The organism is Polaribacter sp. BM10 (genome assembly GCF_002005425.1).
GTDB lineage: Bacteria > Bacteroidota > Bacteroidia > Flavobacteriales > Flavobacteriaceae > Polaribacter > Polaribacter marinaquae.
The window spans coordinates 1401249-1422295 of sequence record NZ_CP019704.1; the positions used below are offsets into that span (position 1 = coordinate 1401249).

Sequence of the window (21047 nt, forward strand, 5' to 3'; positions counted from 1 at the left end):
AACTAATTTTAGGCTAAAGTATTAAAATATGATTAATTGAATGTTAATTATACAACTTCAAAATAAAAAATAATTACTTTTGATGAAATTTATAATATTTTTCAACTAATGAAGAAAGCTATTTTCTACTTATTAACATCAATTATTTTAATCTCTAGTTGTACTAAAAGTAGTACAAAAACCTCAAAAAAACCAAAGTTGGTAATTGGTATTGTTATAGATCAAATGAGATATGATTATTTAACAAGATATGCAGACAGGTATTCTGAAGGCGGGTTTAATAGAATTTTAAAAAACGGATTCTCTCTTGAAAATGCCCATTTTAATTATATCCCAACATATACTGCTGTCGGACACACATCTATATATACAGGTACAACACCAGATAATCACGGTATAATTTCTAACAATTGGTACGATAAAAAATTAAAAGAAACAATCTACTGTGTGGATGATGATAACTACAAAACAGTAGGAAATGATGGTTATGTAGGAAAAAAATCTCCACATAGATTATACACAACAACAATAACCGATCAGTTACAATTAGCACAAAATATGCAAGGAAAAACAATTGGTATTTCTATTAAAGATAGATCTGCAATTTTACCAGTTGGGCATACAGCTAATGCTGCATATTGGTACGATGGAGGCGATAAAAATCAATGGATAACTAGTTCTTTTTATATGGATGAATTACCAAATTGGGTAAAAGATTTTAATAAAAACAACAAAGCAGATTCTTATTTAAATACTACTTGGGAAACTTTATATGATATCGAAACATATACACAAAGTAGAGCCGATAATAATATTTACGAAAACAATTTAAACGGAAAAGAAAAACCAGACTTTCCTAAAAACTTAAAAGAATTAAGAGAAAAAAATGGTAATTTTAGCTTGATTAAAACTATTCCTGCTGGTAATACTTATACTGTAGATTTTGCAAAAGCAGTGATTAAAGGAGAACAATTAGGTACTACTGAATTTACAGATTTTTTAAGTGTTAGTTTTTCATCTACAGATTATGTTGGTCATAGATACGGCGTTGCTGCTGTAGAAACTGAAGATACATATTTAAGACTTGATAAAGATTTAGAAGAATTTTTTAATTTTTTAGATACTGAAGTTGGTAAAGGAAATTACACTTTATTTTTAACTGCAGATCATGCTGCTGTTCATGTACCATCTTACCTTCAATCATTAAAAATACCTGCACATTACATGAGCACTAAAGATTTTAGCGACTTCTTATTAGGTGTTACCCAAAAGTATTTTAATTCTAAAGAATTGATAGAAAATGTTTCTAATTATCAAATTTTTTTAGATAAAAATAAAATTGAATCTTTAGGTTTAGATAAAAATGATGTTGCACAAAGAATTGCAGATGAAGTTGTAAATTTTGATAAAATATACAAAGCTGTAACTGCTAGAACATTACAAACAACTAATTTTACTAGCGGTATTTTAAGTTCTTTACAAAATGGTTACAATCAGAAATTTTCTGGAGACGTTTTAATGATTCCTTATCCTGCAACTTTAATTAGCAGTAGAAAAGGTACAAGTCACGGTTCTGGTTACTCTTATGATACACACGTACCAATTATATTTTATGGTAACGGAATTAAAAAAGGAAGATCTACTAAGAAATATGATATTATAGATATTGCACCTACAATTTCTAATTTACTTAAAATTGAAGCGCCAAACGGAACATCGGGAAAAATTATAGATGAAGTTTTAAAGAAATAATTACAATTTAAAAACAGAATTATCTTGGTGCTTTTTAATCGCTTTTCTAGAAAGAACAATTCCTATTATTAGCGATATAAAAGCACCAATTGAAATTCCAGGAATAAAATTTATGAATAGAAAAAAATCATAAGCTCCATGAAATATTGTAGCTAATAACAAACCAATTAAATTCAATTGAACTCTATTCTTAGAAAACTTAGCTTTTCCCATAAAATATCCCATCAAAATTCCGAAAGTTGCATGTGCAGGAACAGCCGTAAAAGCTCTAATTAAACCTGTACCAGCACCATATTGAAAAGTATATATTACGTTTTCTAAAGCTGCAAACCCCATAGAAACCATTACTGCATAGACGATTCCATCGAAGGGTTCGTTAAATTCTTTATTTTTTTGAGAATAAAACCTTACTATTAAATATTTAGAAAATTCTTCAACTAAAGCAACTACTACAAAAGCTTTTAAAAACTGATGAAATATATCTTTTGAATTTAATTCTGGAAATAATAAGGTAGCAGCATAGCCAATAGTAAATGTTAGAGTAACACTTACAGTTGCACCTAATAGAAATGTTTTTATTAAAATTGCTACAGGCTCTTTTTCATATTTATCTTTAAAGTAAATATATAAAATTATAATAGTTACTGGCGCAATAGCCAAGAGTAGTAAATTCATTTATCCGCAGCAATTTAAACTTGATTTTAATTTTTTGGTAAAAATACTTCTGCCATCATACATCGTGCACTACCACCACCGCAAGTTTCTATTGTTTCTAAAGAACTAGAGATAATTTTACAATGATTATTTATTTTAGCTACCTGACTTTGTGTTAACGAATCGTGTGCAGTTTTACTCATCACAAGAAACAACTCATCATTAGCTCCTCTAACTTGTAACATGTTACCGGCAAAATTATGCATTTGAGCTTCCGTAATTTCAATAACCTGTTTACCATCTTCTTTTAAATGCTTTAAGACATTTTTCTTTTCTGCTTTATTATCTATGGTATCAAGACAAATTACTGCAAAAGTTTCTGCAACGCACATCATCACATTTGTATGATAAATTGCTGCTCTTTCTCCTTCTACAGTTTGATTAGCAACAAAAACTACAGGTGTATACTCAAAATCTTCACAAAACTCTATAAATAAATCTTCATCTGCTCTAGCAGATAGAGCGCAATATGCTTTTCTATTTACTCTATCTAAAATAATACTTCCTGTACCTTCTAAAAATAAATCTTCTTCTTCAGCAGAAGTATAATCAACAATATTTTCGATTAAAAAATCATTTTTTTCTAACTCATTTAAAATATCATCTCTTCTTTCTAAACGTCTATTTTCTGCAAACATTGGATACAATCCTACTGTTCCATCAGAATGAAAAGAAATCCAATTGTTAGGAAAAATTGAATCTGGTGTATCAAATTTATCAGTATCAGAAACTACTACAACATTAACACCAAAACTTTTCAATTTAAAAACATAAGCATCAAATTCTTGTTGAGCTTTGTTATTAATTTCAGCATTTTTTAAATCAATGTCTTCCTGAAAATAGTTGTTTACTGCGGTTTGTTCATTCATCCTAAAGTTGATAGGACGAATCATTAATATGGTATTTGTAGTTTGTTGCATAAATTTTAAATAAAGTACAAATATAAACACATATTATTATAGAATACGTATTAAAATTAAAAACCGTTTTCTTTTTTTGAAAACGGTTTTTACTAAATTTATTACAAACTTTATTCTCTTATTAAAGGCATTGTAGAACATCTTAGCAATCCTTCTTGTTTGGCTATTTCTGAGTAAGCAACTTCTTCAACTATAAATCCTTTACTTCTAAGCCATGTATTTAAGCGAGTAAAGTTTTTTTCTGAAATGATTACATCTTCTGAAATCGAAAAAATATTACTATTCATGTTATACATTTCTTCCTTATCAATTTCAAAAATATTTTCTTTTCCAAAGAAATCTACTAACCATTGATATTCTTTTTCAACTAAAAATCCGTTTTTATGAAGTATAGCTTTGTTTTTTCCTATTGGTTGAAAGCAACAATCTAAATGTAAAGCATTCTCTTTAGGATTTACATTATCTTTTCTTAATTCAAAAGATTTTACAGTTTTTTCTGGAAATAATTCTTGCAACGCAATTACAGCATCTGTATTCGTTCTTGCTGTAATAAATTCTGGATAATCTTCTCCTGAGTAAGTACCTACAAAAATATAATCATTCCAAGGCATTACATCACCACCTTCTACATGACATTCTTCGGGTAGCTTTATAATATTTTTAGCATCAATTTGAGATAATACATGATTTATCGCATCAATTTCTTGATCTCTATCTGGTAAAATATTTGCTTTTACCAATTTGTCTTCTATTACAAATGCTATATCTCTAGAAAATATTTGATTATAATCTTCTATAACTTTTGGTCTAAAAACTTCTACATTATATTTTTCTAAAACAGTTGCAACCGCATCTATTTCAGCAACCATATCTGCTTCTTTTGGGTAAGTACCCGCAAGAACATGCTGCTTACTTTTAGGGTCATAACAATCTTCTACTTTGGGCGTAGGACCAACACTATTTGCAATTCCTAATACTACAGCTTTAAGTTTAGCTGTTTCATTTTTGATATTTAGTTTTAACATATAAAAAATGTAAATAAAAAGCTTCATATAATTATGAAGCTTTTTATTGTTAGTGTTTTTATTATCTATTTTCTATAGATGTAAAAGCTCTTAAGTTTTCGCCAGTATAAATTTGACGAGGTCTACCTATTGGCTCTTTGTTTAAACGCATTTCTTTCCATTGTGCAATCCAACCAGGTAATCTACCTAAAGCAAACATTACTGTAAACATCTCTACAGGAATTCCCATTGCTCTATAAATGATACCAGAGTAGAAATCTACATTAGGATATAATTTTCTATCTACAAAGTAAGGATCGTTAAGCGCTTCTTGTTCTAATCCTCTTGCAATATCTAAAATAGGATCTTCGATACCTAAATCTTTTAAAACTTCATCGGCTGCTTTTTTAATAATTGTAGCTCTAGGATCAAAGTTTTTATAAACTCTATGACCAAATCCCATTAAACGGAAAGGATCATTTTTATCCTTCGCTTTAGCCATGTATTTTTTTGTATCTCCGCCATCTTCTTTAATAGCTTCTAACATTTCTAAAACAGCCTGATTAGCACCACCGTGTAATGGTCCCCAAAGTGCAGAAATTCCCGCAGATAAAGAAGCAAATAACCCTGCATGAGAAGAACCTACTATTCTTACTGTAGAAGTAGAACAGTTTTGCTCATGATCTGCATGTAAGATTAATAATTTATCTATTGCGTCTTTAATTATTGGATTTATTACGTATTCTTCATTTGGCTCTTCAAACATCATTTTCATGATATTTTCAACATACCCTAAAGATTTAGATCCGTAGTTTAAAGGTAAACCTGTTTTCTTACGCATTGTCCAAGCAACTAACACAGGAAATTTACCTAATATTTTTACAATTGCATTGTACATTTCTTCTTCTGAATTTACATTTACTGAAGAAGGATTAAAAGCTGTTAAAGCACTTGTTAAAGAAGACAAAATACCCATTGGGTGAGCTGTCTTAGGAAAAGCATCTAATATTTTTTTAACATCATCATCTACAACAGACTTAGATTTAATATCAGAGTGAAATTTTTCTAATTGTTCTTTTGTTGGTAACTCACCAAAAATTAAAGCATATGCAACTTCTAAAAAGTCTGCTTTTTCTGCTAAATCTTCAATAGAATACCCTCTGTATCTTAAGATTCCTTTTTCACCATCTAAAAAAGTAATAGCACTTTCACAAGATCCTGTATTCTTGTATCCAGGATCTATTGTAATAACCCCATTGGTAGCTCCACGCAACGATTTAATATCTATTGCTACTTCATTTTCTGTTCCTTTTACAAGAGGAAATTCATAAGAATCTTCTCCGATTTGTAATTTAGCTATATCTGACATTTATAATGATTTTATTGTGTTTTTCTCAATTCCACGAAGATACCATATTTTATAGATAATTTATATTACTTTTTTATAGTTTTTCAATATTTTAAAATAATATTAACTTATAGTTTAAAAACGAAAAAACCTCGCATAAAATGCGAGGCTTGTAATGTTTATAAAGCTTAAAAAATTATATTTTAAAAGCTTTTTCTTTAGGGAAATATGCAACTTCACCTAATTCTTCTTCTATTCTTAATAATTGATTGTACTTCGCCATTCTATCAGATCGAGAAGCAGAACCTGTTTTTATTTGTCCACAGTTTAATGCTACCGCTAAATCTGCAATTGTATTATCTTCTGTTTCACCAGATCTATGAGACATTACAGATGTAAAACCTGCATTTTTAGCCATATTTACTGCTGAAATTGTTTCTGTTAAAGTACCAATTTGGTTTACTTTAATTAAGATAGAATTTGCAATACCGTTTTCAATTCCTCTAGATAAACGTTCTACATTTGTTACAAATAAATCATCTCCAACTAATTGTACTTTATCTCCAATCTTTTCAGTTAAATATTTCCAACCTTCCCAATCGTTTTCATCCATACCATCTTCAATAGAAATAATAGGATATTTAGAAGCTAATTCAGCTAAATAGTCTGCTTGCTCTTGGCTAGTTCTAATTTTACCAGTTTCACCTTCAAATTTAGAATAATCATATTTTCCATCAACATAAAATTCTGCCGCAGCACAATCCAATGCAACCATAATTTCGTCTCCGAAAGAATAACCTGCATTTTTAACTGCTAACGCAATTGTATCTAAAGCATCTTCTGTACCATCTAAAGTTGGTGCAAAACCACCTTCATCACCTACAGCAGTAGATAAATTTCTGTCATGTAATACTTTCTTTAAATTATGAAAAATCTCTGATCCCATTTGCATAGCCTGAGAAAAAGTTTCTGCCTTAACTGGCATCACCATAAATTCTTGAAAAGCAATAGGTGCATCAGAATGAGAACCACCATTAATTATATTCATCATAGGAACTGGTAATGTGTTTGCAGAAACACCACCAACATATCTATATAAAGGCATTCCTAACTCATTTGCAGCAGCTTTAGCAGCAGCTAAAGAAACTCCTAAAATTGCGTTTGCACCTAATTTAGATTTATTTGGAGTACCATCTAAATCAATCATTAATTTATCAATACTATTTTGTTCAAATACAGAAACTCCTAAAAGTTCTGCAGCTATAATATTATTTACATTATCAACAGCTTTTAAAACACCTTTCCCCATATAAGCATCTCCTCCATCTCGTAACTCTACCGCTTCATGTTCTCCTGTAGATGCTCCAGAAGGAACTGCTGCTCTACCTAAAATTCCATTTTCAGTAGTTACATCTACTTCAACTGTTGGATTTCCTCTTGAATCAAAAATCTGACGTGCGTGAACGCTAATAATAATACTCATTGTATATTTTATTTAATTAATTTACTATTCTATATTGCTAATTTACAAAATATGATACTCATTTATTTGAGTTTAAACGGATTCTTACGAAAACGATTTCAATATTTATAGTTTAACAATTAAGTTTGTGAATTGCTTTTAATAGTTTCTATAAACTGGTCAAATAAATATTCTGAATCATTAGGTCCTGGACTAGCCTCTGGATGATATTGTACAGAAAAAACAGGTTTATTTTTCATTTTGATACCAGCAACCGTATGATCATTTAAATGAACATGTGTTATTTCAATATCTTTATTACTTTCAGTTTCTTCTTTATTGATTGCAAAACCATGGTTTTGAGAAGTTATTTCACCTTTACCAGTTCCAATATTTTTAACAGGATGGTTAATACCTCTATGACCATTATGCATTTTATATGTAGAAATACCATTTGCCAATGCGATAACTTGATGACCTAAACAAATACCGAATAAAGGTAAATCTCGTTTTATAATTTCTTTAGCAACTTCTTGTGCATCTATTAAAGGCTCTGGATCTCCTGGTCCGTTAGAAATGAAATACCCATCAGGATTAAATGATTCTAATTCTGAGAACTTAGAATCGTAAGGAAATACTTTAATATAAGCACCTCTTTTAGCTAAATTTCTTAAAATATTTTTCTTAATACCAATATCTAATGCCGATATTTTAATTGAAGAGTTTTCATCACCTACAAAATATGGCTCTTTAGTAGAAACTTTAGAAGCTAACTCTAAACCTTCCATACTTGGTACAGATGCAAGTTGTTTTTTTAGGTCGTCGATGTTATCTGTTTCTGTAGATATAATTGCGTTCATAGCACCATTGTCTCTAATATAAGCTACTAAAGCTCTAGTATCAACATCAGAAATTGCAACAATATTATGCTTTTCGAACCAATCTTTTAAATTACCGTTAGAATCTACTCTAGAGTGAGTAAAACTAAAATTTCTACATATTAAACCAGATATTTTAATTCCATCAGATTCTACTTCATCATCATTTACTCCATAATTACCAATATGTGCATTTGCAGTAACCATTATTTGACCAAAATAGGATGGATCTGTAAAAATTTCTTGATAACCTGTCATACCTGTATTAAAACAAATTTCTCCTGTTGAAGTTCCTTCTATACCTACAGATTTTCCATAAAAGATAGTTCCATCAGCTAATAAAACTAGTGCTTTTTTTCTTGTTTGATATTTCATTAATATATAATTGTGTTTGTTGTTGTTGTTGTAAAAATATAAAAAAAGGGATAAACGTAAACGTTTATCCCTTTTATATAAATTAAAAAATTTTCATTTTTTATTCTTCAGATTTTGCTTCTGTTGCAGTACCTTCTACTTGAGCAGATTCAGATTTTTTTCCTCTTCCTCTTCTTGTAGATTTTTTCGCTTTTTTACCATTAGGGTTATAGATTTCGTTGTAATCAACAAACTCTACCATTGCCATAGGAGCGTTATCTCCTTGACGATTTCCTAATTTGATAATACGAAGGTAACCACCTGGTCTATCTCCTACTTTTACAGAAATTTCTTTAAATAATTCTGTAACAGCAAATTTATCACGTAAGTAAGAAAAAACAATACGTCTATTGTGAGTAGTATCAGTTTTAGACTTTGTTACTAATGGTTCAACAAAAACTCTTAATGCTTTTGCTTTAGCCACTGTTGTGTTAATACGCTTATGTTCTATTAAAGAACAAGTCATATTAGCTAACATCGCTTTTCTATGCGAAGTTGTTCTTCCTAAATGATTGTGTTTTTTTCCGTGTCTCATGACCTTGTTTTATTATTCATCTTGCATCAACTCTCTTTGAGGAGCAAAATATGAAAATTAATCTCTATCTAATTTGTATTTGCTTAAATCCATTCCGAAACTTAAACCTTTAACAATAACTAATTCTTCTAGTTCTGTTAAAGACTTTTTACCAAAGTTTCTAAACTTCATTAAATCACTTTTGTTAAAAGAAACTAAATCACCTAATGTATCAACTTCTGCAGCTTTTAAACAATTTAATGCTCTTACTGATAAGTCCATATCAATTAATCTAGTTTTTAATAACTGACGCATATGTAATGATTCTTCATCATATGTTTCTGTCTGTGCAATTTCATCTGCCTCTAAAGTGATACGCTCATCAGAGAATAACATAAAGTGGTGAATTAAAATCTTAGCAGCTTCTGTTAAAGCGTCTTTTGGATTTATAGATCCATCAGTATCAATATCGAAAACTAATTTTTCGTAATCCGTTTTTTGTTCTACACGGTAATTTTCGATTGCGTACTTTACATTCTTAATTGGTGTGTAAATAGAATCTGTAAAGATTGTTCCTATTGGTGCAGAAGCTTTTTTATTTTCTTCTGCAGGTACAAACCCTCTACCTTTTTCTATTGTAATTTCTGCATTTAATTTAACAGATTTATCCATGTTACAAATAACTAAATCTGGATTCAATACTTGAAATCCTGAAATAAATTTCTGTAAATCTCCAGCAGTAAACTGCTCTTGACCAGAAATAGATACAGATACAGTTTCTCTATCTGTTTCATCTATTTGTTTCTTAAAACGAACTTGCTTTAAGTTTAAGATAATTTCTGTTACATCTTCTACAACACCAGATACAGTAGAAAATTCATGTTCTACACCATCAACTCTTAAAGATGTGATTGCAAAACCTTCTAAAGAAGATAAAAGTACTCTTCTTAAAGCGTTTCCTATTGTCAAACCAAAACCTGGTTCTAAAGGTCTAAATTCAAATCTTCCAGAGAAATCTGTAGATTCTATCATTATAACCTTATCTGGTTTTTGAAAATTTAAAATTGCCATTTTTTCTTCGTTTTAATTGTTATTTAGTTGCGCGAAATATAAGTGTGAAGAAATACTTATAAATCCTTTGGCTAAATACCAATATGATTAATTTATTACTTAGAATATAATTCTACGATTAACTGCTCTTTAATGTTTTCTGGAATTTGTAACCTTGCTGGTACTTTAACAAAAGTTCCTTCTTTTTTATCAGAATTCCAAGTTAACCATTCATAAACATTATTGTTAGATGCTAAAGCATCATCAATAGCTTGTAAAGATTTAGACTTTTCTCTAACAGCAACTACATCTCCTTCTTTTAATCTGTAAGATGGTACGTTTACTAATTCTCCGTTAACAGTAATATGTCTGTGAGAAACTAATTGACGTGCACCACTTCTTGATTTAGAAACACCCATTCTGTAAACAACATTATCTAAACGAGACTCACATAATTGTAATAAAATCTCACCTGTAATACCTTGTGAAGCAGAAGCGTCTTTAAATAAGTTTCTGAATTGACGTTCTAAAATACCGTAAGTATATTTAGCTTTTTGCTTCTCCATTAATTGAGTAGCATATTCAGATTTTTTTCCTCTTCTTCTTGCATTACCATGCTGTCCTGGAGGGTAATTTCTTTTTTCGAAGTTTTTATCTTCTCCAAAAATAGCTTCACCGAATTTACGGGCTATTTTTGTTTTTGGTCCTGTATATCTTGCCATTTCGTTTGTGTTATAGATAGGGATTATGAATTAAGGCTTACTCCTTCGATAATCTTGTTCCTATCAAGTTAAAATATTTAATTATACTCTTCTTCTTTTAGGAGGACGACAACCATTATGAGGAATTGGAGTAACATCGATAATTTCTGTTACTTCGATACCTGCATTATGGATAGATCTAATTGCAGATTCTCTACCGTTTCCTGGGCCTTTTACATAAACTTTTACTTTACGTAAACCTGCTTCTTTTGCAACGTTTGCACAATCTTCTGCTGCTAATTGAGCTGCATAAGGAGTATTCTTCTTAGAACCTCTAAAACCCATTTTACCTGCAGATGACCATGAAATTACATCTCCTTTTTTATTTGTTAAAGAAATAATGATGTTGTTAAAAGATGCTGTTACATGAGCTTCTCCTATTGCTTCAATTATTACTTTACGTTTTTTTGAACTTGCTTTTGCCATAATTATTTAGTTTTAGTAACCTAGTTTTCTATTAATAATTGGTATAACCAATTGATAGATCTTATGTTACTTGTCTAACTTACTTTTTCTTGTTAGCTACAGTTTTTCTCTTACCTTTTCTTGTACGAGAATTATTTTTAGTTCTTTGTCCTCTTAAAGGAAGACCAAGTCTATGACGAATTCCTCTCTGACATCCAATATCCATCAAACGTTTGATGTTTATCTGAACTTCAGATCTTAATTCTCCTTCAATTGTGAAAGATCCAACTTGCTCTCTAATTGCAGCGATTTGATCATCAGTCCAATCTTGAACTTTAATACTCTCGTCTACCTTAGCTTCTGCTAAAACTTTTTTAGCTCTGCTGCTTCCAATACCAAAGATGTAAGTTAAAGCAATAACCCCTCTTTTATTCTTTGGAATATCAATACCTGCTATTCTTGCCATTACCCTTGTCTTTGTTTAAATCTAGGATTTTGTTTATTAATTACGTATAATCTACCTTTTCTGCGCACTATTTTGCAGTCGGCACTTCTTTTTTTAACTGATGCTCTAACTTTCATCTGTTTAGTTTTTTTTTAGTATCTGTAAGTAATTCTTGCTTTTGATAAATCATACGGACTCATCTCTAACTTTACCTTGTCTCCAGGTAAAAGCTTGATATAATGCATACGCATTTTTCCGGAAATGTGAGCCGTTACAATATGTCCGTTTTCTAATTCTACACGAAACATAGCATTTGATAATGCTTCTGTTATTGTTCCGTCTTGTTGAATTGCTGATTGTTTAGCCATACTATTTATTTGATTTTCTATTGCTGTTTCCTGTTTTCATTAAACCATCATAATGATTATTTAATAAATACGAGTTAATTTGTTGCATTGTATCAATTGCTACACCTACCATAATGATTAATGATGTACCACCGTAAAACATTGCCCATCCCTGTTGTACTCCAAACTGAACTACAATTGCAGGTAATATAGACAATGCAGCTAAAAATAACGATCCAGGGAAAGTTATTCTAGATAATACACTATCTAATCTATCCGCAGTATCTTTTCCAGGTCTAATACCAGGAATAAAACCACCACTTCTCTTCAAATCCTCAGCCATTTTATTGGTAGGAATTGTAATTGCAGTATAAAAATAACTAAAAATTATAATTAGTAAAGCAAATATAACATTGTATTGCCAACCATTAGGATCTGTTAAACCAACTAAAGCTGGAAATCTTTGACCTAAAGCTAAAGGCAAAAACATAATTGCTTGAGCAAAAATAATTGGCATTACACCTGCTGCATTTAATTTCAAAGGAATGTAATCTCTTGAACCTGCAACATTTTGCACATTACCTGCAACTGTTCTTCTTGCATATTGTACAGCAATTTTTCTAACAGCTGTAACTAATAAAACAGTTAATAAAATCACTACAAACCAAACAATAATTTCAATTAAAATCATCATTAAACCACCTGCACCTGCATTTTCTGTTTTAGAAACGAATTCTTGTAAAAAAGCAGCTGGGAAATTAGCAATAATACCAACAGTAATTAATAATGAAATACCATTACCTATACCTTTATCAGTAATACGCTCACCTAACCACATAGCAAAAATTGTACCTGCAGTTAAGATTATGATTGACGATACCCAAAAAGTTAAACCACTAACTAAAAAAGCTTCTGGTGGTAAGTTAAATTGAGTCTTAATAGCAGTAATATACGTTGGTGCTTGTACTAACGTAATAACTATTGTTAACCATCTTGTAATTTGTGTAATTTTTTTTCTACCACTTTCTCCATCTTTTTGTAATTTTTGTAAATAAGGAACAGCAATTCCCATTAACTGAACTACAATAGAAGCAGAAATGTATGGCATTATACCAAGAGCCATTACTGACGCCCTAGCAAATGCCCCACCTGTAAATGCATTCAATAATCCTAAAAGACCTCCAGAAGTACTTTCTTTTAAAGCTGATAACTGTAATGGATCTATACCAGGTAATGGTACAGCAGCCATAAAACGATACACAGCAATTAGACCGATAGTAAGAAGAATTTTGTTTTTTAATTCTTCAATTTTGAAAATATCCTTTAGCGTATTAATAAAATTCATCATTTACGTGTTCTTATAAAGCAACAGCTTCTCCTCCAGCTGCTTCAATAGCTGCTTTTGCCGATGCTGTAAATTTATGTACAGTTATATTTAATTTAGCTTTTAACTCTCCATTTCCTAAAATTTTAACTAGGTCGTTTTTACCAGCCAATCTGTTAGCAATTAGAATGTCTAAATTTACTGTATCTGTTATTTTTCCACTATCAACTAAAGATTGTAATTTATCTAAATTGATTCCTTGATACTCCTTACGGTTTATATTTGTGAAACCAAATTTAGGTACACGTCTTTGAAGAGGCATTTGACCACCTTCAAAACCTATCTTTTTAGAATAACCAGAACGAGATTTCTGTCCGTTGTGACCTCTTGTAGCAGTACCACCTTTTCCAGAACCTTCACCTCTTGCAATTCTTTTTCCTTTTTTAATGGAACCCTCTGCAGGTGTTAAATTATGTAAACTCATTTTTTATAAATCTTATTTAATTTCTTCAAAAGAAACTAAGTGTTTAACTGTATTTACCATACCAATAATTGTAGGAGTTGCCTCATGTTCTACAGTTTGGTTCATTTTACGTAAACCTAAAGCCTCTAAAGTTCTTTTTTGACTTTGAAGACGTCCGATTTGACTTTTTACTTGTGTAACTTTAATTCTTGCCATCGTTCTTAGATTTATCCGTTAAATACTTTTTCTATAGATATACCTCTTTGCTTAGCAATAGAAGATGCACTTCTTAATTGTAATAATGCATCAAAAGTAGCTTTTACAGCATTGTGAGGATTAGATGATCCTTGAGACTTTGATAATACATCATGTACACCAACAGATTCTAATACGATACGTACAGCACCACCAGCAATAACCCCTGTACCAGGAGATGCAGGCTTGATAAAAATCTTTGCACCACCAAATTTACCTTTTTGTTCGTGAGGTAAAGTACCATCTAAAATAGGAATTCTAACTAAATTTTTCTTTGCATCTTCTACTGCTTTTGCAATTGCAGAAGAAACATCTTTAGATTTACCTAAACCATGTCCTACAACACCATTACCATCACCTACAACAACAATTGCAGAGAAACCAAATGCTCTACCACCTTTTGTAACTTTAGTAACACGTTGTACACCTACTAATTTATCTACAAGTTCTAACCCACTAGGTTTAACTCTTTCTACGTTTTTATAACCTTGCATATTTTCTTAAAATTTTAAACCAGCTTCTCTTGCAGCTTCTGCTAATACTTTAACTCTACCATGGTATAAATAACCATTTCTATCAAAAGCAACATTTACTAATCCTGCTTTAGTAGCTTTTTCTGCAATTGCTTTACCTACCGCAGTAGCTGCTTCAATTTTAGAACTTGCTTTAATATCTTTATCTCTAGATGAAACAGCAGCTAAAGTCACTCCGTTTACATCGTCTATTATTTGAGCGTAAATTTCTTTGTTACTTCTATAAACCGATAATCTTGGTTTTGTAGCAGTACCAGAAATAATTTTTCTAATTCTACGCTTTATTCTAGCTCTTCTTTCTAGCTTTGATAATGCCATATTGCTATATTATTATGCAGATTTACCTGCTTTTCTTCTTAATAATTCACCAACAAACTTAACACCTTTACCTTTATATGGCTCCGGAGCTCTAAAAGAACGAATCTTTGCAGCTATTTGACCAACTAACTGTTTGTCAAAAGAAGTTAATTTAATGATTGGGTTTTTCCCTTTCTCTGATACTGTTTCTACTTTCACTTCTGGAGCTAATTCTAAAACAATATTATGAGAGAAACCTAAAGCTAAGTCTAATTTCTGACCTTGATTTGAAGCTCTATAACCTACTCCTACAAGTTCTAATTCTTTAGTCCAACCTTTACTTACACCTTCAACCATGTTATTGATTAAAGCTCTCATTAAACCATGTTGTGCTTTATGGTCTTTGCTTTCCGATGCTCTATCTAATGTGATAACTCCATCTTCAATACTTACTGTAATTCCTTCAGAAATAGTTTGAGTTAACTCTCCTAACTTCCCTTTTACAGTAATTACGTTGTCTTTTATGTTTACATCTACACCTTGTGAAATGCTAACGGGATTTTTTCCTATTCTACTCATTTCTTAAAAATTAATAAACGTAACATAAAACTTCTCCTCCAACATTTTCTTGACGTGCTTTTTTGTTTGTCATAACACCTTTAGATGTTGAAACAATAGCAATACCTAGTCCATTTAATACTCTTGGCATCTCTGAAGAACCAACATATTTTCTTAAACCTGGCGTACTGATACGTTGGATTTTTCTAATTACTGACTCTTTTGTTTCCTTGTCATACTTTAAAGCTATCTTGATAGTTCCTTGAACTTTATCATCATTAAATTGATAACTTAAAATAAACCCTTGGTCAAACAAAATTTTAGTCATTTCCTTCTTCAAGTTTGAAGCTGGAATTTCTACTACTCTGTGTCCTGCAGCGATTGCATTTCTAACTCTTGTTAGAAAATCCGCAATTGGATCTGTATACATACTTATTTATATTGCGATTACGGTTTTCAAATACCTCTATTTATGCTACAGATTTCTCTGTGATAAATGAACCTATAATCAGTTAAAATTCTTATACTCAAAAAAAATAGAGCGTGCAAAGATACACATTCTATTTTTATTTTTAAGCTTTATTTAAAATTTCTACCAACTTGCCTTTTTAACACCTGGTATTAATCCTTGATTTGCCATTTCACGAAACGTTACACGAGAGATACCAAATTGTCTCATATATCCTTTTGGACGTCCAGTTAATTTACATCTATTGTGCATTCTTACTGGTGATGCATTTTTTGGTAATTTTTGCAATGCTTCATAGTCTCCAGCTTCTTTTAAAGCTTTTCTCTTTTCTGCATATTTTGCAACTGTTTTTGCTCTTTTACGTTCGCGAGCTTTCATTGATTCTTTAGCCATTTCTTAATTTTTTTTGAATGGTAAACCTAATTCTCCTAATAATGACTTTGCTTCCTTATCAGTATTTGCAGATGTTACAAAAGTAATATCCATACCGTTAATTTTCTTCACTTGGTCAATATTTATCTCTGGGTAAATGATTTGTTCAGTAATACCTAAATTGTAATTACCTCTACCATCAAATCCATTAGCTTTAATACCGTTAAAGTCTCTTACACGTGGCAAAGAAGCTGTAACTAGTCTGTCTAAAAATTCATACATTTTATCACCTCTTAACGTAACTTTTGCTCCAATTGGCATTCCTTTACGTAATTTAAATGATGCAACATCTTTTTTAGACATTGTAGATATCGCTTTTTGACCTGTAATTTTAGTCAACTCTTCTAAAGCATAATCTATTAATTTCTTATCTGCAATTGCTGCACCAACACCTTTAGAAACAACAATCTTTTCTAATTTTGGTACTTGCATTACATTTTTATAACTGAATTCTTCAGTAAGAGCTTTAACAACTCTTTCTTTGTATTCTGATTTTAATCTTGGTACGTAACTCATGATTACTCTTATTTTTTAGTTTTTTTAGAGATTCTAGTTTTAGTATCTCCATCAACCTGATAACCTACTCTTACAGCTACACCTTCTTCTACTAACATTACGTTAGAAATATGAAGAGAAGCTTCTTTCTTTACAATACCACCTTGAGGATTTTGAGCATTAGGTTTAGTGTGTTTAGAAACTAAATTTACACCTTCTACTAAAACTCTATCCTTATCTTTGATAATTTGTAAAACCTTACCTTCAGATCCTTTATGATCTCCTGCAATTACTTTTACAGTATCTCCTGATTTTAATTTAAACTTCTTCATTTTATTATAATGTTAAAGCACTTCAGGTGCTAATGATACTATTTTCATGAATTGTTTCTCACGAAGTTCACGTGCAACTGGTCCGAAAACACGAGTTCCCCTCATTTCCTCTGTAGGATTTAAAAGTACACAAGCATTATCATCAAATCTAATATAAGATCCGTCTTTACGTCTAACTTCTTTCTTTGTTCTTACAACAACTGCTCTAGATACTTGACCTTTTTTTACAGTTCCGTTAGGAGTTGCAGATTTAACCGATACAACAATCTTGTCTCCAATACTTGCGTAACGCTTTTTTGTACCTCCTAAAACTCTAATTACTAAAACTTCTTTAGCTCCAGTATTATCTGCTACTTTTAATCTTGATTCTGTCTGTAACATATTATTTAGCTCTTTCTAGGATTTCTACTAATCTCCAACGTTTAGATTTACTCATAGGTCTTGTTTCCATGATCCTAACTGTATCTCCTTCGTTGCAATCATTCTTTTCGTCGTGTGCAACGTACTTCTTAGTCTTTAATACGAACTTTCCGTACATTGGGTGCTTAACTCTTTTAGTTTCAGCAACAACAATAGATTTTTCCATTTTGTTACTAGAAACAACACCAATTCTCTCTTTTCTAAGATTTCTTTTTTCCATCTTTAAAACTGACTATAGAATTATTGTAATTCTCTTTTTGTTAATTCTGTTGCAATTCTTGCTACAGTTCTTCTTAAACTTCTCAACTGCAATGGGTTCTCCAAAGGAGTTATTGCATGAGCCATTTTAAGATCAGTATAATTCTTTTGCAACGCTCCAAGCTTTTCATTAAGATCTGCTATAGATAATTCTTTTATTTCTGATTGTTTCATTGTATTTAGAATTAAGCGTTAATATCAAAATCTCTTGCTACTACAAACTTCGTTTTTACTGGAAGTTTTTGTGCTGCTAAACGTAAAGCTTCTTTTGCAACATCCATTGGCACTCCACCAATTTCAAACAAAATTCTACCTGGTTTAATAACTGCAACAAAATGATCTGGTGCTCCTTTACCCTTACCCATACGTACTTCTAAAGGCTTCTTAGTGATAGGCTTGTCTGGAAATATTTTAATCCATAACTGACCTTCTCTTTTCATATGACGAGTAGCCGCAATACGAGCTGCTTCTATCTGACGCGAAGTTAATAAATTCTGGTCTAGAGATTTGATACCAAACATTCCGTTAGAAAGTTGATTTCCTCTACCAGAAATACCTGTCATATTTCCTTTCGCCTTCTGTACCTTACGGTATTTTACTCTTTTTGGCTGTAACATTTTTAATTTCTAATTTTAAAAATTATTTTCTTCTACGAGGTTGACGTTTAGATCTGTCACCACCTTTAGAACCAGATTGTTTCTTAGACAATCCTACTAATGGAGATAATTCTCTTTTACCATAAACTTCGCCTTTCATAATCCATACCTTCACACCTAATCTTCCGTATGTAGTATGAGCTTCTACAAGTGCATAATCAATATCAGCTCTAAAAGTAGAAAGAGGAATTCTACCTTCTTTAAAGTGCTCTGAACGCGCCATTTCAGCTCCATTTAAACGTCCTGAAATCTGAATTTTAATACCTTCAGCATTCATTCTCATTGTAGCTTGAATAGCCATTTTAATAGCTCTCTTATAAGAAATTCTATTCTCAATTTGACGAGCAACACTAGTTGCTACTAATCTTGCATCTAATTCTGGACGCTTGATTTCAAAAATGTTAATTTGAACTTCTTTTCCTGTAATTTTCTTAAGCTCTTCTTTTAACTTGTCTACCTCTTGACCACCTTTACCGATAATAATACCAGGTCTAGCAGTAGTGATAGTAACGGTTACAAGTTTTAAAGTACGCTCTATAATTACTCTAGAAACACTTGCTTTAGATAATCTAGCATGTATATACTTTCTTATCTTATCATCTTCAGCAATTTTATCTCCGTAGTCATTACCACCGTACCAGTTAGATTCCCAACCTCTGATGATTCCTAAACGATTTCCTATTGGATTAGTTTTTTGTCCCATTTCTACTTTGATTATTTGCTTATTGTTTTAGTACCTAACTCTAAAGTAACGTGATTAGAACGCTTACGAATTCTATGAGCACGACCTTGTGGAGCTGGTCTTAATCTTTTTAACATTCCTGCGCTATCTACATAAATAGTTTTCACATATAATCCAGCATCTTCTATAGCTGCATCTTCGTTCTTAGCTTGCCAGTTTGCAATTGCAGACAACAATAATTTCTCTAAGTTTATAGATGCTTCTTTAGGGCTAAATTTTAAGATTTGTAAAGCTTTTTCAACTTCAACACCTCTTACTTGATCTGCTACTAAACGCATTTTTCTTGGTGATGTAGGACAGTTAGTAAGCTTAGCGAAAGCACGTTGCTTTCTATCTGCTTTTAACTGATCTGCCATATTTTTTTTACGAACTCCCATTTCCTACTATTTTTTTCCTTTATTTTTTGCACCAGCGTGTCCTCTAAAAGAACGAGTTGGTGAAAATTCGCCTAATTTATGCCCTACCATGTTTTCTGTAACGTAAACCGGTACAAACTGACGCCCGTTATGAACAGCAATTGTTTGTCCAACAAAATCTGGAGTAATCATACTTGCTCTAGACCAAGTTTTGATTACAGTTTTGTTTCCACCTTCTACATTAGCTAACACTTTTTTCTCTAACTTATAGTGAACGTAAGGTCCTTTTTTTAATGATCTTGCCATAACTTATTATTTCTTTCTACGTTCTATAATATACTTATTACTAGCTTTGGTTTTAGATCTAGTCTTGAATCCTTTAGCAGGTATACCATTTCTTGATCTTGGATGCCCTCCAGAAGAACGTCCTTCACCACCTCCCATTGGGTGATCAACCGGGTTCATTCTTACTGCATTTGTTCTAGGTCTTCTACCTAACCATCTAGATCTACCAGCTTTACCTGAAACAAGTAATTGATGATCTGAATTAGATACAACACCGATAGTTGCCATACAAGTTAACAAGATCAATCTTGTTTCACCAGAAGGTAACTTAACTGTAGCATACTTACCATCTCTTGCCATTAATTGAGCAAAAGAACCAGCAGAACGAGCCATAACAGCTCCTTGACCTGGACGTAATTCTATACATGAAATCGTAGTTCCTAAAGGAATTTCACTTAAAGTCATTGCATTTCCAATTTCTGGAGCTACATCTTTACCTGAAATAATAGTTTGACCTACTTTTAAACCGTTTTGTGCAATTACATAACGTTTTTCACCATCAGCATAACTTAATAGCGCTATAAAAGCTGTACGATTTGGATCGTACTCTATTGTTTTTACTGTTGCAGGAATACCTTGCTTATCTCTTTTAAAATCGATAATACGGTACTTTTGTTTATGACCACCACCTATATTACGTGTTGTCATTCTTCCCTGATTGTTTCGACCTCCAGATCGTTTTTTCGGAGCAAGTAAACTTTTCTCCGGCTTATCAGTTGTTATGGTGTCGAACCCATTTACAACTCTAAAACGCTGACCTGGTGTTATTGGTTTTAATTTTCTAACTGACATTTTTGTCTTTTAAAGATTGTTATAAAAATCAATACTTTCTCCTTCTGCTAACTGTACAATAGCTTTCTTATACCCACTCTTAATACCAGTAACTAAACCTTTTTTAGTAAACTTAGTATTTCTTTGAATTGGATAATTTAAAGTTCTTACACTAGATATAGAAACTCCGTAAGCAGATTCAACTGCAGACTTAATCTCTAATTTATTAGCATTCTTATCTACTACAAATGCATAACGATTAAATAATTCACTATCGTTTGTAGCTTTTTCCGTAATAATAGGTTTTATTAAAATACTCATTTCGAA

General features: G+C 31.3%; 33 protein-coding genes. 1 reads left to right on the plus strand and 32 read right to left on the minus strand.

From position 1 onward, the window contains the following. Positions 1–108 precede the first annotated feature (108 nt). On the plus strand, positions 109–1752 hold the full coding sequence (pafA, locus tag BXQ17_RS06330; protein ID WP_077809808.1) for an alkaline phosphatase PafA: 1644 nt from the start codon (positions 109–111) through the stop codon (positions 1750–1752). On the opposite strand, the gene BXQ17_RS06335 is transcribed toward pafA, so the two are convergent. The 32 genes from BXQ17_RS06335 to rplW form a co-directional block, all read right to left on the minus strand. Next, entirely contained in the window at positions 1753–2427 is a 675-nt protein-coding gene (locus tag BXQ17_RS06335) for a PrsW family intramembrane metalloprotease (protein ID WP_077809809.1), read from the minus strand. Positions 2428–2453: 26 nt separating this feature from the next. Further along, complete coding sequence (gene ctlX, locus BXQ17_RS06340) at positions 2454–3386, minus strand: citrulline utilization hydrolase CtlX (RefSeq protein ID WP_077809810.1); 933 nt, start codon at positions 3384–3386, stop codon at positions 2454–2456. Between the two features lie 110 nt (positions 3387–3496). After that, positions 3497–4411 carry a dimethylarginine dimethylaminohydrolase family protein gene (locus BXQ17_RS06345; protein ID WP_077809811.1) on the minus strand — a complete coding sequence of 305 codons (915 nt, stop codon included), beginning with the start codon at positions 4409–4411 and terminating at the stop codon, positions 3497–3499. Positions 4412–4472: 61 nt separating this feature from the next. Next, positions 4473–5759 (minus strand): citrate synthase, encoded by a 1287-nt coding sequence (locus tag BXQ17_RS06350; protein ID WP_077809812.1) that lies wholly within the window; start codon positions 5757–5759, stop codon positions 4473–4475. A 175-nt stretch (positions 5760–5934) separates the two neighbouring features. Beyond that, positions 5935–7221 carry a phosphopyruvate hydratase gene (gene eno / locus BXQ17_RS06355; RefSeq protein WP_077809813.1) on the minus strand — a complete coding sequence of 429 codons (1287 nt, stop codon included), beginning with the start codon at positions 7219–7221 and terminating at the stop codon, positions 5935–5937. Between the two features lie 119 nt (positions 7222–7340). Next, the gene (gene carA / locus BXQ17_RS06360; protein WP_077809814.1) at positions 7341–8453 is read right to left on the minus strand and encodes a glutamine-hydrolyzing carbamoyl-phosphate synthase small subunit; all 1113 of its coding nucleotides are present in this window, start codon (positions 8451–8453) and stop codon (positions 7341–7343) included. 100 nt (positions 8454–8553) lie between these two features. Continuing rightward, complete coding sequence (gene rplQ / locus BXQ17_RS06365) at positions 8554–9027, minus strand: 50S ribosomal protein L17 (protein WP_077809815.1); 474 nt, start codon at positions 9025–9027, stop codon at positions 8554–8556. A gap of 57 nt (positions 9028–9084) precedes the next feature. After that, on the minus strand, positions 9085–10077 hold the full coding sequence (locus BXQ17_RS06370) for a DNA-directed RNA polymerase subunit alpha (protein ID WP_077809816.1): 993 nt from the start codon (positions 10075–10077) through the stop codon (positions 9085–9087). 95 nt (positions 10078–10172) lie between these two features. Next, positions 10173–10778 carry a 30S ribosomal protein S4 gene (gene rpsD / locus BXQ17_RS06375; RefSeq protein ID WP_077809817.1) on the minus strand — a complete coding sequence of 202 codons (606 nt, stop codon included), beginning with the start codon at positions 10776–10778 and terminating at the stop codon, positions 10173–10175. Positions 10779–10859: 81 nt separating this feature from the next. Then, the gene (gene rpsK, locus BXQ17_RS06380; RefSeq protein WP_077809818.1) at positions 10860–11243 is read right to left on the minus strand and encodes a 30S ribosomal protein S11; all 384 of its coding nucleotides are present in this window, start codon (positions 11241–11243) and stop codon (positions 10860–10862) included. Between the two features lie 79 nt (positions 11244–11322). Beyond that, on the minus strand, positions 11323–11688 hold the full coding sequence (rpsM, locus tag BXQ17_RS06385) for a 30S ribosomal protein S13 (RefSeq protein ID WP_077809819.1): 366 nt from the start codon (positions 11686–11688) through the stop codon (positions 11323–11325). Continuing rightward, on the minus strand, positions 11688–11804 hold the full coding sequence (gene ykgO / locus BXQ17_RS06390; RefSeq protein ID WP_004568720.1) for a type B 50S ribosomal protein L36: 117 nt from the start codon (positions 11802–11804) through the stop codon (positions 11688–11690). The genes rpsM and ykgO overlap by 1 nt, the downstream gene beginning before the upstream one ends. Positions 11805–11819: 15 nt before the next feature. Then, entirely contained in the window at positions 11820–12035 is a 216-nt protein-coding gene (infA, locus tag BXQ17_RS06395; protein ID WP_004568721.1) for a translation initiation factor IF-1, read from the minus strand. A gap of 1 nt (position 12036) precedes the next feature. Continuing rightward, positions 12037–13359, minus strand: coding sequence for a preprotein translocase subunit SecY (gene secY, locus BXQ17_RS06400; protein WP_077809820.1), 1323 nt, complete (start codon positions 13357–13359; stop codon positions 12037–12039). A gap of 13 nt (positions 13360–13372) precedes the next feature. Continuing rightward, positions 13373–13822, minus strand: coding sequence for a 50S ribosomal protein L15 (gene rplO / locus BXQ17_RS06405; RefSeq protein ID WP_077809821.1), 450 nt, complete (start codon positions 13820–13822; stop codon positions 13373–13375). A 12-nt stretch (positions 13823–13834) separates the two neighbouring features. Next, positions 13835–14017: a 50S ribosomal protein L30 gene (gene rpmD, locus BXQ17_RS06410; RefSeq protein ID WP_077809822.1), complete on the minus strand. Its 183-nt coding sequence runs from the start codon at positions 14015–14017 to the stop codon at positions 13835–13837. Positions 14018–14028: 11 nt separating this feature from the next. Beyond that, a complete protein-coding gene (gene rpsE / locus BXQ17_RS06415; protein ID WP_077809823.1) occupies positions 14029–14550 on the minus strand; it encodes a 30S ribosomal protein S5 in 522 nt (173 codons plus the stop codon). A gap of 6 nt (positions 14551–14556) precedes the next feature. Then, positions 14557–14907 (minus strand): 50S ribosomal protein L18, encoded by a 351-nt coding sequence (gene rplR / locus BXQ17_RS06420; RefSeq protein ID WP_077809824.1) that lies wholly within the window; start codon positions 14905–14907, stop codon positions 14557–14559. A gap of 12 nt (positions 14908–14919) precedes the next feature. Then, positions 14920–15465, minus strand: coding sequence for a 50S ribosomal protein L6 (gene rplF, locus BXQ17_RS06425; RefSeq protein ID WP_077809825.1), 546 nt, complete (start codon positions 15463–15465; stop codon positions 14920–14922). A 10-nt stretch (positions 15466–15475) separates the two neighbouring features. After that, on the minus strand, positions 15476–15874 hold the full coding sequence (rpsH, locus tag BXQ17_RS06430) for a 30S ribosomal protein S8 (protein ID WP_077809826.1): 399 nt from the start codon (positions 15872–15874) through the stop codon (positions 15476–15478). A 162-nt stretch (positions 15875–16036) separates the two neighbouring features. Beyond that, positions 16037–16306, minus strand: a complete 270-nt coding sequence (rpsN, locus tag BXQ17_RS06435; RefSeq protein ID WP_068363324.1) for a 30S ribosomal protein S14 — start codon at positions 16304–16306, stop codon at positions 16037–16039. A 3-nt stretch (positions 16307–16309) separates the two neighbouring features. Then, positions 16310–16861, minus strand: coding sequence for a 50S ribosomal protein L5 (gene rplE, locus BXQ17_RS06440; RefSeq protein ID WP_077809827.1), 552 nt, complete (start codon positions 16859–16861; stop codon positions 16310–16312). An 8-nt stretch (positions 16862–16869) separates the two neighbouring features. Then, the gene (gene rplX, locus BXQ17_RS06445; RefSeq protein WP_077809828.1) at positions 16870–17172 is read right to left on the minus strand and encodes a 50S ribosomal protein L24; all 303 of its coding nucleotides are present in this window, start codon (positions 17170–17172) and stop codon (positions 16870–16872) included. Between the two features lie 12 nt (positions 17173–17184). After that, entirely contained in the window at positions 17185–17553 is a 369-nt protein-coding gene (rplN, locus tag BXQ17_RS06450; RefSeq protein ID WP_015482230.1) for a 50S ribosomal protein L14, read from the minus strand. Between the two features lies 1 nt (position 17554). Then, positions 17555–17812, minus strand: a complete 258-nt coding sequence (rpsQ, locus tag BXQ17_RS06455) for a 30S ribosomal protein S17 (protein ID WP_018943599.1) — start codon at positions 17810–17812, stop codon at positions 17555–17557. A 20-nt stretch (positions 17813–17832) separates the two neighbouring features. Continuing rightward, positions 17833–18024 carry a 50S ribosomal protein L29 gene (rpmC, locus tag BXQ17_RS06460; protein ID WP_077809829.1) on the minus strand — a complete coding sequence of 64 codons (192 nt, stop codon included), beginning with the start codon at positions 18022–18024 and terminating at the stop codon, positions 17833–17835. An 11-nt stretch (positions 18025–18035) separates the two neighbouring features. Next, on the minus strand, positions 18036–18467 hold the full coding sequence (gene rplP / locus BXQ17_RS06465; RefSeq protein WP_077809830.1) for a 50S ribosomal protein L16: 432 nt from the start codon (positions 18465–18467) through the stop codon (positions 18036–18038). Positions 18468–18489: 22 nt separating this feature from the next. Next, positions 18490–19209: a 30S ribosomal protein S3 gene (gene rpsC, locus BXQ17_RS06470; protein WP_077809831.1), complete on the minus strand. Its 720-nt coding sequence runs from the start codon at positions 19207–19209 to the stop codon at positions 18490–18492. 11 nt (positions 19210–19220) lie between these two features. Beyond that, positions 19221–19625 carry a 50S ribosomal protein L22 gene (rplV, locus tag BXQ17_RS06475; protein ID WP_077809832.1) on the minus strand — a complete coding sequence of 135 codons (405 nt, stop codon included), beginning with the start codon at positions 19623–19625 and terminating at the stop codon, positions 19221–19223. Positions 19626–19631: 6 nt separating this feature from the next. After that, positions 19632–19910 carry a 30S ribosomal protein S19 gene (rpsS, locus tag BXQ17_RS06480; protein ID WP_077809833.1) on the minus strand — a complete coding sequence of 93 codons (279 nt, stop codon included), beginning with the start codon at positions 19908–19910 and terminating at the stop codon, positions 19632–19634. A 6-nt stretch (positions 19911–19916) separates the two neighbouring features. Beyond that, a complete protein-coding gene (gene rplB, locus BXQ17_RS06485) occupies positions 19917–20741 on the minus strand; it encodes a 50S ribosomal protein L2 (protein WP_077809834.1) in 825 nt (274 codons plus the stop codon). Positions 20742–20750: 9 nt separating this feature from the next. Then, positions 20751–21041, minus strand: a complete 291-nt coding sequence (gene rplW, locus BXQ17_RS06490; protein WP_077809835.1) for a 50S ribosomal protein L23 — start codon at positions 21039–21041, stop codon at positions 20751–20753. Between the last annotated feature and the right edge of the window lie 6 nt (positions 21042–21047).

Excerpts from the sequence above, each read along its gene's own strand:
- rplP (WP_077809830.1), bottom strand. The coding sequence starts at position 18,467 with ATGTTACAGCCAAAAAGAGTAAAATACCGTAAGGTACAGAAGGCGAAA.
- rplO (WP_077809821.1), bottom strand. The coding sequence starts at position 13,822 with ATGAGTTTACATAATTTAACACCTGCAGAGGGTTCCATTAAAAAAGGA.
- rpmC (WP_077809829.1), bottom strand. The coding sequence starts at position 18,024 with ATGAAACAATCAGAAATAAAAGAATTATCTATAGCAGATCTTAATGAA.
- rpsM (WP_077809819.1), bottom strand. The coding sequence starts at position 11,688 with ATGGCAAGAATAGCAGGTATTGATATTCCAAAGAATAAAAGAGGGGTT.
- rplV (WP_077809832.1), bottom strand. The coding sequence starts at position 19,625 with ATGGGAGTTCGTAAAAAAAATATGGCAGATCAGTTAAAAGCAGATAGA.
- rplE (WP_077809827.1), bottom strand. The coding sequence starts at position 16,861 with ATGAGTTACGTACCAAGATTAAAATCAGAATACAAAGAAAGAGTTGTT.
- rpsE (WP_077809823.1), bottom strand. The coding sequence starts at position 14,550 with ATGCAAGGTTATAAAAACGTAGAAAGAGTTAAACCTAGTGGGTTAGAA.
- rpsD (WP_077809817.1), bottom strand. The coding sequence starts at position 10,778 with ATGGCAAGATATACAGGACCAAAAACAAAAATAGCCCGTAAATTCGGT.
- infA (WP_004568721.1), bottom strand. The coding sequence starts at position 12,035 with ATGGCTAAACAATCAGCAATTCAACAAGACGGAACAATAACAGAAGCA.
- rpsS (WP_077809833.1), bottom strand. The coding sequence starts at position 19,910 with ATGGCAAGATCATTAAAAAAAGGACCTTACGTTCACTATAAGTTAGAG.
- pafA (WP_077809808.1), top strand. The coding sequence starts at position 109 with ATGAAGAAAGCTATTTTCTACTTATTAACATCAATTATTTTAATCTCT.
- rpsH (WP_077809826.1), bottom strand. The coding sequence starts at position 15,874 with ATGTATACAGATCCAATTGCGGATTTTCTAACAAGAGTTAGAAATGCA.
- rpsQ (WP_018943599.1), bottom strand. The coding sequence starts at position 17,812 with ATGGAAAAAAGAAATCTTAGAAAAGAGAGAATTGGTGTTGTTTCTAGT.
- rplB (WP_077809834.1), bottom strand. The coding sequence starts at position 20,741 with ATGTCAGTTAGAAAATTAAAACCAATAACACCAGGTCAGCGTTTTAGA.
- rplR (WP_077809824.1), bottom strand. The coding sequence starts at position 14,907 with ATGGCATTATCAAAGCTAGAAAGAAGAGCTAGAATAAAGCGTAGAATT.
- rpsK (WP_077809818.1), bottom strand. The coding sequence starts at position 11,243 with ATGGCAAAAGCAAGTTCAAAAAAACGTAAAGTAATAATTGAAGCAATA.
- rplQ (WP_077809815.1), bottom strand. The coding sequence starts at position 9,027 with ATGAGACACGGAAAAAAACACAATCATTTAGGAAGAACAACTTCGCAT.
- rplF (WP_077809825.1), bottom strand. The coding sequence starts at position 15,465 with ATGAGTAGAATAGGAAAAAATCCCGTTAGCATTTCACAAGGTGTAGAT.
- ykgO (WP_004568720.1), bottom strand. The coding sequence starts at position 11,804 with ATGAAAGTTAGAGCATCAGTTAAAAAAAGAAGTGCCGACTGCAAAATA.
- rplW (WP_077809835.1), bottom strand. The coding sequence starts at position 21,041 with ATGAGTATTTTAATAAAACCTATTATTACGGAAAAAGCTACAAACGAT.
- BXQ17_RS06335 (WP_077809809.1), bottom strand. The coding sequence starts at position 2,427 with ATGAATTTACTACTCTTGGCTATTGCGCCAGTAACTATTATAATTTTA.
- BXQ17_RS06350 (WP_077809812.1), bottom strand. The coding sequence starts at position 5,759 with ATGTCAGATATAGCTAAATTACAAATCGGAGAAGATTCTTATGAATTT.
- rplX (WP_077809828.1), bottom strand. The coding sequence starts at position 17,172 with ATGAAGAAGTTTAAATTAAAATCAGGAGATACTGTAAAAGTAATTGCA.
- BXQ17_RS06345 (WP_077809811.1), bottom strand. The coding sequence starts at position 4,411 with ATGTTAAAACTAAATATCAAAAATGAAACAGCTAAACTTAAAGCTGTA.
- secY (WP_077809820.1), bottom strand. The coding sequence starts at position 13,359 with ATGAATTTTATTAATACGCTAAAGGATATTTTCAAAATTGAAGAATTA.
- rpsC (WP_077809831.1), bottom strand. The coding sequence starts at position 19,209 with ATGGGACAAAAAACTAATCCAATAGGAAATCGTTTAGGAATCATCAGA.
- rpsN (WP_068363324.1), bottom strand. The coding sequence starts at position 16,306 with ATGGCTAAAGAATCAATGAAAGCTCGCGAACGTAAAAGAGCAAAAACA.
- ctlX (WP_077809810.1), bottom strand. The coding sequence starts at position 3,386 with ATGCAACAAACTACAAATACCATATTAATGATTCGTCCTATCAACTTT.
- BXQ17_RS06370 (WP_077809816.1), bottom strand. The coding sequence starts at position 10,077 with ATGGCAATTTTAAATTTTCAAAAACCAGATAAGGTTATAATGATAGAA.
- carA (WP_077809814.1), bottom strand. The coding sequence starts at position 8,453 with ATGAAATATCAAACAAGAAAAAAAGCACTAGTTTTATTAGCTGATGGA.
- eno (WP_077809813.1), bottom strand. The coding sequence starts at position 7,221 with ATGAGTATTATTATTAGCGTTCACGCACGTCAGATTTTTGATTCAAGA.
- rplN (WP_015482230.1), bottom strand. The coding sequence starts at position 17,553 with ATGTTACAGACAGAATCAAGATTAAAAGTAGCAGATAATACTGGAGCT.
- rpmD (WP_077809822.1), bottom strand. The coding sequence starts at position 14,017 with ATGGCAAGAATTAAAGTTACACAAGTAAAAAGTCAAATCGGACGTCTT.